This is a genomic window from Alloalcanivorax xenomutans (assembly GCF_900217905.1).
Classification (GTDB): domain Bacteria; phylum Pseudomonadota; class Gammaproteobacteria; order Pseudomonadales; family Alcanivoracaceae; genus Alloalcanivorax; species Alloalcanivorax xenomutans.
Map to the genome: position 1 here is coordinate 1 of NZ_OBMO01000007.1, position 14,856 is coordinate 14,856.

General features: G+C 62.8%; 11 protein-coding genes. 4 read left to right on the plus strand and 7 right to left on the minus strand.

Annotation, left to right across the window (positions count from 1 at the left end):
- Positions 1-333 precede the first annotated feature (333 nt).
- Positions 334-723 (plus strand): nuclear transport factor 2 family protein, encoded by a 390-nt coding sequence (locus CRO06_RS06660; RefSeq protein ID WP_022996911.1) that lies wholly within the window; start codon positions 334-336, stop codon positions 721-723.
- A gap of 50 nt (positions 724-773) precedes the next feature.
- On the opposite strand, the gene CRO06_RS06665 is transcribed toward CRO06_RS06660, so the two are convergent.
- From CRO06_RS06665 to CRO06_RS06675, 3 genes are all read right to left on the minus strand, one after another.
- Positions 774-1,901: a zinc-dependent alcohol dehydrogenase family protein gene (locus tag CRO06_RS06665; RefSeq protein ID WP_022996910.1), complete on the minus strand. Its 1,128-nt coding sequence runs from the start codon at positions 1,899-1,901 to the stop codon at positions 774-776.
- 10 nt (positions 1,902-1,911) lie between these two features.
- Complete coding sequence (locus CRO06_RS06670; protein ID WP_022996909.1) at positions 1,912-3,294, minus strand: membrane protein; 1,383 nt, start codon at positions 3,292-3,294, stop codon at positions 1,912-1,914.
- A 122-nt stretch (positions 3,295-3,416) separates the two neighbouring features.
- Positions 3,417-4,184 (minus strand): TSUP family transporter, encoded by a 768-nt coding sequence (locus CRO06_RS06675; RefSeq protein ID WP_026948426.1) that lies wholly within the window; start codon positions 4,182-4,184, stop codon positions 3,417-3,419.
- 159 nt (positions 4,185-4,343) lie between these two features.
- Between CRO06_RS06675 and CRO06_RS06680 the strand changes: the two genes are divergently transcribed.
- Both CRO06_RS06680 and ypfJ read left to right on the plus strand, forming a co-directional pair.
- Complete coding sequence (locus CRO06_RS06680) at positions 4,344-5,711, plus strand: hypothetical protein (RefSeq protein WP_026948427.1); 1,368 nt, start codon at positions 4,344-4,346, stop codon at positions 5,709-5,711.
- A 91-nt stretch (positions 5,712-5,802) separates the two neighbouring features.
- Positions 5,803-6,693: a KPN_02809 family neutral zinc metallopeptidase gene (gene ypfJ / locus CRO06_RS06685; protein WP_080531824.1), complete on the plus strand. Its 891-nt coding sequence runs from the start codon at positions 5,803-5,805 to the stop codon at positions 6,691-6,693.
- 457 nt (positions 6,694-7,150) lie between these two features.
- Here ypfJ and CRO06_RS06690 read toward each other — a convergent pair whose 3' ends face one another.
- Together CRO06_RS06690 and CRO06_RS06695 are read right to left on the minus strand one after the other, a co-directional pair.
- The gene (locus tag CRO06_RS06690) at positions 7,151-10,207 is read right to left on the minus strand and encodes an efflux RND transporter permease subunit (RefSeq protein WP_097058055.1); all 3,057 of its coding nucleotides are present in this window, start codon (positions 10,205-10,207) and stop codon (positions 7,151-7,153) included.
- Positions 10,208-10,209: 2 nt separating this feature from the next.
- Positions 10,210-11,364, minus strand: a complete 1,155-nt coding sequence (locus CRO06_RS06695) for an efflux RND transporter periplasmic adaptor subunit (protein WP_244902785.1) — start codon at positions 11,362-11,364, stop codon at positions 10,210-10,212.
- A gap of 149 nt (positions 11,365-11,513) precedes the next feature.
- Between CRO06_RS06695 and CRO06_RS06700 the strand changes: the two genes are divergently transcribed.
- Positions 11,514-12,146, plus strand: a complete 633-nt coding sequence (locus tag CRO06_RS06700) for a TetR/AcrR family transcriptional regulator (RefSeq protein ID WP_022996903.1) — start codon at positions 11,514-11,516, stop codon at positions 12,144-12,146.
- On the opposite strand, the gene CRO06_RS06705 is transcribed toward CRO06_RS06700, so the two are convergent.
- Both CRO06_RS06705 and CRO06_RS06710 read right to left on the minus strand, forming a co-directional pair.
- Positions 12,134-13,864: a bifunctional protein-serine/threonine kinase/phosphatase gene (locus CRO06_RS06705; protein ID WP_026948431.1), complete on the minus strand. Its 1,731-nt coding sequence runs from the start codon at positions 13,862-13,864 to the stop codon at positions 12,134-12,136. The two genes, CRO06_RS06700 and CRO06_RS06705, sit on opposite strands and share 13 nt — an antisense overlap.
- Before the next feature lie 58 nt (positions 13,865-13,922).
- Positions 13,923-14,732, minus strand: coding sequence for a formate/nitrite transporter family protein (locus CRO06_RS06710; protein ID WP_022996901.1), 810 nt, complete (start codon positions 14,730-14,732; stop codon positions 13,923-13,925).
- Positions 14,733-14,856 lie beyond the last annotated feature (124 nt).

Genomic DNA, 14,856 nt, shown 5'->3' on the forward strand with positions numbered 1-14,856 from the left:
CCACAGTCTGTACCCTAGGGTCAGAAGCTTGCCTGGTCCCTCCACCCCGACAAGTCTCTTCTTTCTAAGACTTGCCGGGTAACCATACAAGCTTGCCTGCAAGCGAATAGTGGGGGTCCGGAAGCCTATTCGCTTGAAGGCAATCTCCCACAAATGCTGTTGCGGCCCGGAAGGCCTTCGTGCCCCGGTGGAAAGGTTTCCGCGGCGAACCTTTCCCTTCGATGGTGACAGCGCGCGTCAGTGTGCTATTGTTGGCCTCTGTTATGTTTACGGCGTAAACAATAAAGCGCGAAGATAATTCCTGACGATAAAATCCAACGAGAGGAACTGGCCGTGATAGAAAAAACCATCGCCGAATGGCATAAGCTGGTGGAAGCCCGGGATGCCGCCGGGCTGGATGCGATTCTGGCCGACAACGTGGTATTCCATTCGCCGGTGGTGCATACCCCCCAGGAAGGCAAGGCGATCACCTCCCTGTACCTGACCGCCGCTCTGCGTACCCTGAATAATGAGCACTTCCGTTATGAACGGGAGATTCTTGACGGTAACAACGCGGTGCTGGAATTCACCACCAATCTGGAAGGGATCCACATCAATGGCATCGACATGATCCACTGCGATGATCAGGGCCGTATCGATGACTTCAAGGTGATGGTCCGCCCATTGAAGGCGGTGAACAAGATCCACCAGATGATGGCGGCGATGCTGGAGAAGCTGAAATAGGATAGAAGCGTCTGACGCCGGAAGGCCGGCGTCAGAGCCTGATGCGGGGTTTAGTCGAACAGAATCACCTGGCGGATCGCTTCGCCATCGGCCAGACGGTCGAAGCCTTCATTGATGTCTTCCAGTTTCAACCGATGGGTGAGCAGCTTGTCCACCGGCAGACGGCCGGCCAGGTATAGGGCCACGTACTCGGGAATATCCAGGGCCGGCACATGGCCGCCCAAATAAGAGCCCAGCAGACTGCGCTCTTCCGCCACCAACTGCACCGGGCTCACCGCCATGCGAGTGCTGGGGTGCGGCAAGCCGGCGGTCACCGTTTTGCCGCCCTTGCCGGTGGCGGCGAAAGCGAACTCAAGCGCCGGGCCGACCCCGGCGAACTCCGCGGCGATGTCCACACCGCCGCCGCTGATCGCCTTGACCTGTTCCACCGCGTCCTCGTCTCTGGAATTCACCACATGAGTGGCGCCCAGGGACTTGGCCATGTCCAGTTTGTCCTGGGCGATATCGGCGGCGATGATCTGACGGGCGCCGCCGGCCACCGCTCCCAGTACCGCTGACAACCCGACACCGCCGAGGCCCACCACCAGCACGGACTGGCCGGCGCGCAGACCGGCGGTGTGCACCACCGCACCGACCCCGGTGAGCACGGCGCAGCCGAAGACGGCGGCGATATCGAACGGCAGGTCCTTATTGACCTTCACCGCGGAGCGCCGTGAGGTCACCGCGTACTCGGCGAAGCCGGATACGCCCAGGTGGTGATTCACGGTGTGCTCGTTCTGGTGCAGGCGCATGCCGCCGCCGAGCAGGGTGCCTTCGTTGTTGGCGGCGGCGCCCGGCGCGCACAGAGCGGCACGGCCATCGAGGCAATAATCGCAGGTGCCGCAGCTGGGAACGAAGGAGAACACCACATGATCGCCGACCTCCAGATCGGTGACGCCATCACCCACTTCCATCACTTCGCCGGCGGCTTCGTGACCCAGGGCCATGGGCAGAGGGCGCGGACGGTTGCCGTCGATCACTGACAGATCCGAGTGGCACAGGCCGGCGGCGCGTACCCGCACCAGAATCTCGCCGTGTCCGGGGGCATCCAGTTCCAGCTCTTCGATCTTCAGCGGCTGGGATGTTTTGTAGGGGCGCTGGGCGCCCATTTCGCGCAATACCGCGGCACGTGTTTTCATCGCTCTCCCCTTACTCTTCCGGAGCCTTTTGCTCCAGATCCTTCGTGAAGGTCTGATCGTTTTCACCAGTAAAGAACTGGCGGCCGTAAATCAAAACACACAGGGCCACGCCAACGGCGAAGGCCCAGGTGGCACCCTGGGTGGCAAGGACCGCGGCGGTAACGCCGGCGATACCCAGATCCCGCTGACTGCGGGCCTCCAGAATGCCAATGCGCACGCTGACATAACCCTGGATCAGCAGGGTCAGCGCCAGCGCCACGCCAAGAATCGGTTCCACCAGGCTGACGATGGGCATCAGCAGCAGGCCGGTGTTGGTGCCCCAGCGGAACGAGCCGGCGCCACCGAAAATAGAGTCCATGGCCTTGCGGCCTTCCTTGAAACGCTCGGTAATGACCACGTGCATGGCCGCCCACAGCGGGCCGCACATGGCCACATCAGGGCCGATGATGCTCATGGTGGCATTGCGGCCGCCAAAAATCATATGCGCCCGGTTGGGGTCGTAGTCGATCTTCTCGTCCTTGCGGGCTTCGTCCGCCTCGGTGAGCAGCGCCTTGCCCTGCAGCACATCGCCGAACAGCACGATATAAGCCGCCAGCATGGTCGGGATCGCCTGCAGGAACATACCCGCCGAGGGCAGTCCCAGGCCGAACACGGTGTACTCATTCCAGAGCGTGGCGAAGTCCGGTTTGGTGAAGCCCCATTCGATGGTTGGCCAGGGCGCTTCACCAAAGATCGGCGCCACCACGATGGCCAGAGCGATGATCGGAAAAATGCCCAGTTTCCCGAGTGTGGCCCAGAACGCATTGCGTTTCTTCAGGACATTGAAGTGGCGGGAAAAGATCAGATAGAAGGCGATACCGATGGCAATGGAGATGGTCCAGGGGAAGCTTTCAAAGCGGCCGCCGACCTTGAACACGGTGATCACCGCGGCGATGCCGGCACCCATGATGATGCCGGCCTTGATGGCCGGCGGCACCACATTGACCACCTTGCGGGACAGGCCGGTGAGGCCCAGGAAAATACAAAATCCTCCCAGTAACAGCTGGAAGGCGATCAGCGCGTGCACACGCTCCGGGCCTTCCGGGAAGCCGCCGCAATAGGCCATCAGCAATGGGATCGCCGGAGTGATCCAGCCCGGCACCACCGGGTCGCCCAGCAGGTGGTGAGTCAGATACAGAATGCCGTTGAGCAGTACCACGGCGAGGGCCGCCTCGAAGGGCATGCCGAGCAGCTCGGTCATCAGCGGAATGGCCGCCAGATCCACCGCGCACATCAACAGCCCTTGCAGATAATCGGGCCACTCAAAACGATAGTGGATAAAAGGCAGACGCAGTTTAAACGGGCCGAGAGGCCAATAGAGAGTTTCGCCGTCCGGGCGTCGGTAGTCACGCATAGTGAGGGCCGTACCTACTGGAGGGAATGACAGGGGTCAGTTTAGGGCCTGTTCACCCTATTTGCATCCCGCCTGCCGGATGCAAATAGGGTGAACAGGCCCTGGAGCGCAGCCCTCCCGGGTCAAGCGCCGCCGCCCAGTGTGGTCGCCAGATAGCGAGCCAGCATGGCGACGCAGACCACCACGATCAAAGGCCGGATCAGCCGGGCGCCGCCGCCGATCACCGCGTGAGCACCGAGGCGCGCGCCCAGCAACTGGCCGGCCACCATCACCGCGCCGGTGGCCCAGAGTACCTTGCCGCCGGCGATGAACAACGCGAGCGAGGCGATATTGCTGGCGAAGTTGAGCGCCTTGGCGCGGGCGGTGGCGGTAATCAGGTCGCGGCCGCGCAATGCCACTTCCACCAGGGCGAAAAAGGAACCGGTGCCGGGGCCGAAGAAACCGTCATAAAAGCCGATGCCCGGCACCAGGGTGCGCTCATAGATCTTGTCGCTGACCCGGGGCGCCCGTTCCACCTGGCCGGCGCCCTTTGAGAACAAAAAATAGAGGGCGATGATCACCAACACCACCGGCACCAGAATCTCCAGAATGTCGGTGTGCATGACTTGCACCAGGACAGTGCCGAGGGCGCTGCCAATCAGAGAGGCGAGGAAGGCCCGGCGCACCTCGGCAATGCGGAAGCGTCGCCGGCGCCACAACGTGAACGCGGCCATGCCGGAGCCGAAAGTGCCCTGCAGCTTATTGGTGGCCAGTGCCTGCACGGGCGACAGGCCGGCCAGCATCAAGGCGGGCAATGTCAGCAAGCCGCCGCCGCCGGCCAGGGTGTCGATGAAACCGGCGAGCAGCGACACCGCCGCCAATATCAGCAATATGGAGAGGTCTAATTCCACGATGTCCCTTCCTGGCGAGGGCCTACTTTACCCCGGTCGATGGGGGGCTGGCGATGGCCGTCACTATGTTGCAGCATGATCTGCGTTACCATCGCGGAAAGGGACAGGATGGTGCGGCGTCGCCGGGGCCTCCGGCGTGGACGATTGAGGGCGTTATTGATGGTGGTGTCGGGACAAGGAAGGCTGGAGGGCTGGCTCACGGCGCTGCTGGCGTTGTGGTCACTGACGCTGAGCGGATGCCAGCTGTTACCGCGGGAGCCGCTGCCCGAACCGGGCGTTGCCGGCGATGCCGGGCGGGATCAGCCTGGTACCCTGCATTTCCAGATTTCGCCCGGGCATACCGGATCCTATTACGGCTGGCAGGTGGAAGTGGCCGCCGCCGAGCATAACAAGGGCTTCATCTCATTCACCTCGCGGCCAATGGAGGCGGGTGAGCGCCTGGACGCGCAGCTTTGGGCGGATCGATATCAGGTGCGGGTGTTGCATTTGGGGCGGGTGCGGTTTCAGGAATGGGTGCCGGTGTCCGCTGGTGGCGATACGCTGATCTCGGTGAAACTGAGCTTTCTGCGGAGTACCGTTACCCCCCATGTGGGCGCGGAAGCTCGCGGTCGCCTGTATGGCAAGCCTTCCCGGATACGCGACCTTTCCAGCAACTATCAGCCGTTTACCGTGCATGCCGGTGACGGTCTGCGGGTGATTTTTGATGGGCCCCAATACCGTGGCGAACTGGCTGGCCCGGGGCGGCTCGAGTTCATCCAGAATGGCGCCACGCTGGCCACCATGGAGCAGGCGCGCATCGCCGCCAACGAGATCATCGGTGAGTTGCGTTTCAAGGACGAGCGTAAAGTGGATCAGGCGCTGAACGGCGCCTTCTCGTTTCCCGATGGTACCGTGTCCGAATGGTCCGACGGCCGCCGCTTCGAAGGGGCTTACCGGGGGCTGCAGCCGGATCAGGGCAAATTGCAATTGCCCGACGGCGATCTCTGGTACGGCTCGGTGGAGTTGTTGATGCCGAGGGGGCCGGGTGTGCTCAAGCGTCGCGATGGCAGCTGGCTGGAATTACCGGCGGGCAGTGATTTGCTTACCCTTACCGGAACCGTGCCTTGTGGACGGAGTAGTGGTGGCAGCCGCCAATGCCATTACCTGGATGGCCAGCGCCTGTCCTCGGAAGCGGATTTGAAACGGCGCCTGGCCAGCCGCCAGACCTCCTCCTCCGGCCCCGCCGCCGGGTGCCAACTGGCCCAGGGCCATTTCAGCCGTGGCCTCGGCCGCAGCCGGTTGTTGCTGGGACCCGGTGGCGAAGGGGAGTTTGAGCAGTACTCCGGCAGCCGCCGGTTCCGTTTTTATTCCGCGTTCGAGTACCAGGCGCAGCCCGAGCGGTTGGATGTGAAGTACGGGGAGGGCAGTTACATTCACGTGGAGAGCGGACAGGTCCTGCATCGTACCGGTATCAGTGAGGTGGCTTTGCCGTGCCGTTTCGACGGCCACACCCTGTGGCTGGAAGGAAAGCCCTACCAGCGTGATTGAAGCGTAAGCGCGAATGGGACGTCCCTGAATAAGTATGACGATGTTCCAGCAGACGTCGTCATACTTATTCAGAGACCAGGTGGGTGCCATCATGCGTTGGCGAGGAAGACGGCAAAGCAGCAATGTGGAGGATCGCCGGGGCCAGCCGCTCAGCGCCGGCAGTGGCGGTGGCGGCGCGGCTCTGTTAGTGCTCCGGGTAGTGCCCTGGTTGTTGCGCAGCAAGACCGGCCGGGTGCTGCTTCTGGTGGGCGCGGTGGGGTATGTCGGAGCCCGTTTGCTGGGAATTGACGTGCTGTCGATGGGGCAGGGAAGCATGACGGCGGAGCGCGGGCAGCCATTGTCCGCCGAGCAGCAGGAACTGGCGGAATTCTCCGCCGTGGTGCTGGCGGAAACGGAAGACACCTGGCGACGTATCTTCGCCGGTATGGGGAAACAATACCGCGAACCGACTCTGGTGTTGTTCAGTAATGGGGTGCGATCCGCCTGCGGCACCGCCAGTTCCGCGGTCGGCCCTTTCTATTGCCCCGGCGACCAGAAGCTTTATCTGGATCTGACCTTCTTTAACGAGCTGCGCCGGCGCCATGGCGCGCCCGGCGATTTCGCCCAGGCCTATGTGATCGCCCACGAGGTGGGCCATCATGTGCAGACCCTGCTGGGCATCAGCCAGCGGGTGCGCCAGGCCCAGTCCGGCCTTTCCCAAGCCGACGCCAATGCCCTGTCGGTGCGGCAGGAATTACAGGCGGATTGCTTTGCCGGGGTATGGGGACATGATGCCGGGCAAAAGCAGCTGTTGGAGGAAGGGGACCTGGAAGAAGCCCTGACCGCCGCCAACGCCATCGGTGACGATACGTTGCAGAAGCAGGCGGGGCGCGCCGCGGTGCCGGACAGCTTCACCCATGGCAGCTCGGCCCAGCGGATAAAATGGTTCCGGCGCGGATTTGATAGCGGTGATATCAGCGCCTGCGATACGTTCGCGGGTTGAGACAAAAGGGTTCATTGCGGAATGACGGGAATGAGTGTCTCCATCGGGGGCACGGGTCTGCACGGAGGCCTTCCGGGATCGCCGTGAATACGTCCCTGTAGGCTCCCGGTTTGACGTCCCTGTCAAACAGGGTCCCGGAAGGCCTCCGTGCAGACCCGCTTCGAGTGAACCGCCGTGTTCCGGGCTCCAACAACGACGAACCTTTCTGGAAAGGGAGGAGAATGCCCTCCATCCCGGCGTGGTGGTTTCGTCGCGGTCGAAAGGACACCCTCACTTGCCGATCGCCTCGAAGCGGAGCCGCGTTACGCCTTTGCGGGACCCTGCTTTACGGGGTTCCGCAAAGGCGTAACGCGGCTCCGCTGTCCCTGATGGAGGGCAATTCCTGTTCCCGCCAAACCGCGATGAACCAAAAAAAGGGGGGGCTTGCGCCCCCCATGTGGACTACCCTTTGCCTGGATTAGCGGGCCGGACGAGGAACCCTGAACCAGGCGGCGTACAGCGCGGGCAGAAACAGCAGTGTCAGAGCGGTGGCGACGATCAGTCCGCCCATGATCGCCACGGCCATCGGGCCGAAGAAATCACTGCGGGACAACGGAATCATCGCCAGCACCGCGGTGAGCGCGGTGAGGGCGATAGGCCGGAAGCGCCGCACCGTGGACTCGATGATGGCTTCATGTTGGCCACGGCCCTGGGCCAGATCCTGGCCGATCTGATCCACCAGGATCACCGAGTTGCGCATGATCATGCCGGCCAGCGCGATGGTGCCCAGCATGGCGACGAAACCGAACGGTTGGCCGAAGAACAGCAGGAACAGGGTGACGCCGATCAGTCCCAGGGGCGCGGTCAGGAACACCATCACCGTCAGTGAGAAGCTGCGCAGCTGCAGCATCAGCAGCGTCAACACCACCAGCACGAACAGCGGCATGCCGGCGTTCACCGATTTCTGGCCGCGGGCGGATTCCTCCACGGTGCCGCCCACTTCCAGCAGATAGCCCGGCGGCAGTGCATCACGGATATCCTGCAAGGTGGGCTGGATCTTGTTGACCAGCGTGGCCGGCTGTTCGTCGCCGTAGATATCCGCGCGGACGGTCACCGTGGGCAACCGATTGCGGTGCCAGATGACGCCTTCCTCGAAGCCGTATTCCAGGGTGGCGATCTGGGACAGCGGCACACTGCGGCCGTCCTCGTTCTGCACCGCCAGACTCGGCAACAGCCCCAGCGCCTCGCGCTCGCGGGCATCACCACGGACTTCCACATCGATCAACTCGTTGTCTTCCCGGTACTGGCTGACCGCTACCCCGGACAACGAACTTTGCAGCGCCTGGGACAGATCGGCGGTGTTGACGCCGAGCGCCCGGGCACGGTCCTGGTCGATGTTCAGGCGCACCACCTTGCTGGGTTCTTCCCAGTCCAGGTGCACGTTACTGACCTGTGGTTGCTCGCGTATCCGTTCCGCCACCTGCCTGGCCAGATCACGAACTTCGCCGATGTGTTCCCCGGATACCCGGAACTGGATCGGGTAGCCCACCGGCGGGCCGTTCTCCAGACGCGACACCCGCGAACGCACGGTGGGGAACTCCGCCGCCAGCGTGTCGATCAGCCAGGAGCGTACTTCTTCCCGCTCCTCGATATTGCGGGTCAGTACAACGAACTGGGCGAAGCTCGCCGCCGGCAGTTGCTGGTCCAGAGGCAGATAGAAGCGGGGAGAGCCGGTGCCGACATACGCCACGTAGTTCTCCACCTGGTCATTTTCCGCCAGCAACGCCTCCAGCCGCTCCGCCTGGGCCTGGCTGGCTTCCAGTGAGCTGCCTTCGCTCAGCTTCAGGTCCACCATCAGTTCCAGCCGCGCGGATGGCGGGAAGAACTGTTGCGGCACGAAACGGAACAGCGCCACCGCGCCAATGAAGATCGCCACCGTCATCACGATCACGGTTTTGCGGTGGTAAACGCACCAGCTCACCAGCGCGCGGAAACGGCGATAAAACGGCTTCTGGTAGGGGTCGTGAACTTCACCGGCGTCATCGCGGCGGACCAGATTGGGTAGCAGTTTGTCGCCCAGGTAAGGCACGAACACCACGGCGGTAATCCAGGACACCAGCAACGACAACGTCACCACCTGGAAAATGGAGCGGGTGTATTCGCCGGTGCCGGACTGAGCCGTGGCGATCGGTAGAAAACCGGCCGCGGTGATCAGGGTGCCGGTGAGCATGGGGAAGGCGGTACTGGTCCAGGCGAAACTGGCCGCCTTGATCCGGCTGAGCCCTTGTTCCATCTTGATCGCCATCATCTCCACCGCGATGATGGCGTCGTCCACCATCAGCCCCAGCGCCAGCACCAGCGCCCCCAGCGAAATCTTGTGCAGGCCGATGTCGAAGTAATTCATCAGCGCGAAGGTCATCGCCAGGACCAGGGGAATGGATAACGCCACCACCAGACCAGTGCGCAGTCCCAGCGAGAAAAAACTCACCAGCAGCACGATCACCAGGGCCTCCACCAGCACCCGCACAAAGTCGCCAACGCTGGCGCGTACCGCCGCTGGCTGGTCGGAGACCTTATGCAGTGACAGGCCGGCCGGCAGAGTCTCCTGCAGGCGCGCGAATTCCTTTTCCAGGTTTTCACCGAGGGCGAGAATGTCGCCGCCGGCCTTCATGGAGACCGCCAGGCCGATGGCGTCCTCGCCCATGAAGCGCATGCGTGGTGCCGGCGGGTCGTCAAAGCCACGGTAAACCTTGGCGATGTCCGCCAGACGCAGGGTGCGGCCCTCGAACCGGATGGGGAAGCGGCGGATCTCCTCCACGCTTTGAAAATTACCGGAGGCACGCAGGCGCACGCGGTCGGTAGGGGTCTCAAAATAACCGGCGTCGGAAACCGCGTTCTGTTGTTGCAGGGCCTGCTGCACCGCGCCGAGCGGGATGCCCAGGGCGGCCAGCTTGGTATTGGACAGCTCCACCCAGATTTTCTCGTCCTGCAGGCCAAGCAGCTCCACCTTGCCCACGTCCTCGACCCGTTGCAGGGCCAGTTGCAGGCGGTCGGCGTAGTCTTTCTTCAGCGCGTAATCGAAGCCGTCACCGGTGAGCGCGTAGATATTGCCGTAGGTGGTGCCGAACTCGTCATTGAAGAACGGGCCCTGGATACCCTGGGGCAGGGTGTGGCGGATATCGCCCACCTTCTTGCGCACCTGATACCAGAGATCGGGAATGTCGTCGGAGTGCATATCGTCCCGCGCCATGAACATGACCTGGGACTGACCGGGGCGGGAGAAGGACGTGATGCGGTCATAGTCCCCGGTCTCCATCAGCTTCTTTTCAATACGCTCGGTGACCTGGCGGGAGACGTCCTCGGCGCTGGCGCCGGGCCACAGCGTATTCACCACCATGACCTTGAAAGTGAACGGCGGGTCCTCGCTTTGTCCAAGCTGGCTGTAGGAAAGCGCGCCGAGGGCGCCCAGGAGGATCATCGCGTAGAGCACCAGGGAGCGGTTGTGCAGCGCCCATTCGGACAGATTGAAACGCATCCTCAGTGTCCCCCGTCGCCGAAGTCCACCTGGCGATTGCGCCGGTCCACCGGTTTCACGGTCTGGCCTTCGCGAAATAACTGGGTACCGGCGGCGACGATCCAGTCACCGGCTTGCAGGCCGGCCAGCACCGGTACCTGGTCTTCCTGGTAAGGCCCCACGCGGACGGGGGTCTTCACCAGGGTCTGGTCCGCGGGATTCACTTTCCAGACATAAGGGGCGCCGTCCTCGGCGGTGAGCGCGCTAAGCGGGATGCTCATGCGGGTGCCACCCTGAGGGAAGAATACCCGGGCACTTTGTCCCAGATCGGCGGGTACGTCGCCACTGGTGAAAGCCACCCGCGTCGCGTAGGTGCGCAATTGCGGATCGGCGGAGGGGGCGATCTCGCGGACCCGGCCGTCATAGTGGTCACCGGGCCGCGACCACAGCTCCACTTTGACGTCCTGCTGGAGAGAAACCTGGTTGACGCGGTTTTCCGGGAGATGGATCAGCACTTCACGATCGCCGTCGGCGGCCAGAGTGAACACGGTCTGACCGGCCGCCACCACCTGCCCGACTTCGACCTGGCGGCTCATGATGACCCCGTTCCGGGGCGCACGCAGTTCGGCGTAACCGGCCTGGTTCCGGGCTACTTCCAGATCGGCGCGGGCTTGGCGTAATTGCGCCGCGGCGGCTTCGAGCTGGCTGCTCACCGAATCGTACTGGGACTGGCTGATCACCTTGCGTTCCAGCAGGGTCTGGTAGCGTTTCTGCTCACTGAGCGCCAGATCATGGTCGGCCTTGGCGGCGGCCACCCGGGCCCGGGAAGCATCCAGCCGCAGGCGCACGTCGCGAGGGTCGATACGGGCCAGCGGCTGTCCCTTCTCCACCCGGTCTCCGACTTCCACCGAACGCTCGATCACCTTGCCACCGACCTGGAACGCCAGATCGGGCTCGTAGCGGGCGCGGACCTCGCCGGCGAAGCTGTCATGGCCGGCGTGGGTACTGTCCGGCTGGACCACCAAAGCAGTACTGATGGTGTGCTCGGTGGTGGCGGCATCACCGCTGCAGCCGCCAAGCGCGCTGGCAAGCAGGGCGCCGAGAAACAACAGAGGCAGGCCGGAAGCGCCCACGCGATGAGTGGGTAAATGCGATGTGGATCGGTTGCGGCGAGTCATGGAACACCTTATCCCTTGTTGGTACCCCCGGGCGGGAAAGAGCGCCTGCGGATAGCAGCAACAACAACGTCGTTATTTTGTCGGTTGAATGGTAAACTCGCCGGTATAGTAAAATTAGTGAACTCGCCAGTCCACCATTTGTTGAGATCATGTCGAACAATCTGACCCGCAGCGGCCCGGGCCGCCCCAAAGACCCCGCCAAACGCGACGCCATCCTGGCCGCCGCCACCACCCTGTTTCTGGAACAGGGATATTCCGGCACCAGCATGGATGCCATCGCCGCCGCCGCCGGTGTCTCCAAGCTCACGGTTTACAGCCACTTCAAGGACAAGGAGGCGCTGTTCGCCGCCGCGGTGGAGATCAAATGCCAGGGACAGATGCCCTTGCCGATCTTCCATTTCGACGAGAGCCAGTCGGTGGAACAGGTGTTGCTGCGCATCGCCCGCTCCTTCCATGAACTGGTGACCCAGGACGACGCGGTCAATCTGATGCGGCTGATGGCGGCTCAGGCCGGGCAGGACCAGACCATGGCCCGGTTGTTCTTCGAAGTGGGGCCGCAGAAGACGCTGCTGGATATGGAGCGGCTGCTGGCGGAACTGGACCGGCGCGGATTATTGCGGGTGGCGGCGCCGGATCGCGCCGCCGATCATTTCTTTTCCCTGATCAAGGGTTGCCATGAGATGCAGGTGCTGATCGGTTGCGGCGAGCCGATGACGGCGGAGGAGGCGGAAGCCCATATCACCGATGTGGTGGCCATGTTCCTGCGCGCTTATGCGCCATAGAGACGCACGGCGAGCAGTACCACCAGCAGGGCCAGCACGGCACTGACGCTCTGCCAGAAGCGCACCGGATGGCGTTCCATCAGCGGCGGCCGGATGGGGTGCGCCAGACCCGGACCAGGGTGGCGCAGATCATGGATAAATTCCGATAACTCCCGGTAGCGCTTGTCCGGGTGGGGATGCACCGCCTTGCGCAGCGCTCCGTCCACCCAGGCCGGCAGATCGCGGTCATCGCGCAAGGCGCTGCGATAGCGGAGCCGGTTCTGCGCGGACCGGGTCCGGCACTGGGACACGGCGGTACCGTAGGGCAAATCCCCGGTCAGCAGTTGATAGGCAATGACACCGAGGGAAAACAGATCAGAGGCGGTATTGCCCGGTTCTCCGAGAAAGTATTCCGGTGCCATGTAGGGCAGGGTGCCTTGCGGCGCTTCCCGGTCCCGGGGCGGGGCCAGCTCCGCCAATCCGGCCACGCGGGCGGCGCCGAAGTCGATCAGGGTGATGGTGCCGTTGGCGTCGACCATCACGTTCTCCGGGCGCAGGTCCTGGTGCAGGATCTCGCGCCGATGAAAGGCGTACAGCGCGCGGGCGATCTGTTCCACCAGATCCCGAACTGTTTCCAGCGAAGGGTTGGGGTGGTCGCGCATCCACTGAGTCAGGGTTTCCCCCTCCACATAGTCCGTCACCGTGTACAGGTAACGACGTTGCCGTTGCCGTGGCGGCGCCTTGAGAACATGGGGATGGTCAATGCGGTGGGCGATCCACTCCTCCATCATGAACCGTTCCAGAAAGGCGCGATCATCGGCGCGGTCGATGGCCGGGGTTTTCAGCACCACGGTGACGCCGCTGTCCAGATCTTCCGCCAGGTAGACGTGGCTGCGGCTGCTCGCATGCAACTCCCGCAGGATGCGGAAGCCGTCGAATTCCATGCGCGCATGCAGCTCCGGCGGTAGCGGCAGATCGTCAAGACGGCCGGACAAGGCGGAAGATTCATCCCGCGGCAACCGATCGACGCGCAGGACCTGCACGGTCAGGTTATCCTCACTGCCGCGTTCGTAGGCCAGCGCCGCCAGGGTCCGCGCCGCCTGTCGCGGATCGGTTTGCGAGGCCAGAGTGCTGGTCAGGGTGTCGGTATCCAGATACTCGTGGACGCCGTCGGTGGCCAGCACGAACCAGTCCCCTTCCGTCACCGGCATGCTGAGATGATCGATTTCCGCGCGGGCGTTCATGCCCAGCGCCCGGCTCAGGTAACTCTGTTCCCGTGACACCCATAACCGGTGGTCTTCGGTGAGCTGTTCCAGGACGCCGTTACTCAGCCGATACAGACGGGCATCACCCAGATGGAAGCAGTGGGCGCTGTCCCCCTTGATGACCAGAGCGGTAAACGTGCATACGTAGCCCCGGTCCAGGTCATAACGGTATTGGCTTTGGCGGGTTTGCGCGTGCAGCCAGGCATTGGTGGCGTTGATCACCCGTTGCGCGGACTGCCGTACCGACCAGGTTTCCGGGGTGCTGAAGTAGTCTTCGAGAAAGCTGCTGACCGCGGTTTCCGAGGCGATGTGACTGACGTTGCTGCTGCCGATGCCATCGGCCAGCGCCAGCACCAGCCCCTTGCTGATCAGCGCCATCCCTTCGGGAATCAGGGCGCCGTGGAAATCCTGATTGACGGCTTTGCGGCCTTTGTCGGAGTACTGTCCCAGGGATACCTGAAGGGAGGAAGGCATGGCGTTGGGTGCTCCGGCCATGACCGGAGCACGTTCCTGTTGGTTTTCGTTCCTTCGATTACAGGGAACGTTTCGGCGCGGTGCGCACATGGGTGGTATAGAGGGTCAGACCAGTGAAGGCGAGGCCGCCCACCAGGTTGCCCAGCGCGGTGGGGATCTCGTTCCAGATAAAGTAGTCGGCCACGGAGAAATCGCCGCCCATGAGCATGGCGCAGGGGAACAGGAACATGTTCACCACCGAGTGCTCGAAGCCCATGTAGAAGAACAGGAAGATCGGCATCCACATGGCGATCACCTTGCCGGAAACCGTGGTGGAAATCATCGCGCCCACCACGCCCATGGACACCATCCAGTTGCACAACATGCCGCGGATGAAAATGGTGATCCAGCCAGCCAGGCCGAACTCGGCATAGCCCAGCGTACGGGATTCACCAATGGCCGCCAGCTTTTCGCCCACGGTTCCCGGCTCGGTGTTGAAGCCGTAGGTAAGGATGAAAGACATCATGAACGCCACGGTGAGCGCGCCGGCGAAATTGCCCAGGAACACAAGGCCCCAATTCTTCAGGACGCGATTGGTGGTCACTCCCGGGCGCCGGTCCAACAGCGCCAGCGGGGTCAGCATGAATACGCCGGTCAGGAGATCGAACCCCATCAGATACAGCATGCAGAATCCCACCGGAAACAGCAGGGCACCGATCAGGGGATTACCGGTTTGTACCGTGATGGTCACCGCCATGGCCGCCGCCAGGGCGAGGATGGCGCCGGCCATGTAGGCACGGATCAAAGTGTCGCGGGTCGCCATGTAAATCTTCGATTCACCGGCATCCACCATCTTGGTGACGAATTCGGAAGGCACTAAGTAAGACATGGTCGCACTCTCTGGATCATCAATGTTTGCGGAAAGCCCTTAAAAGCGTCGTTCTATTGCTATGGAGAGGGTCAGCAAGAACCGCACCAGGAGCGCGAGTGAGTTTTTAAGTTGTTGATATAAA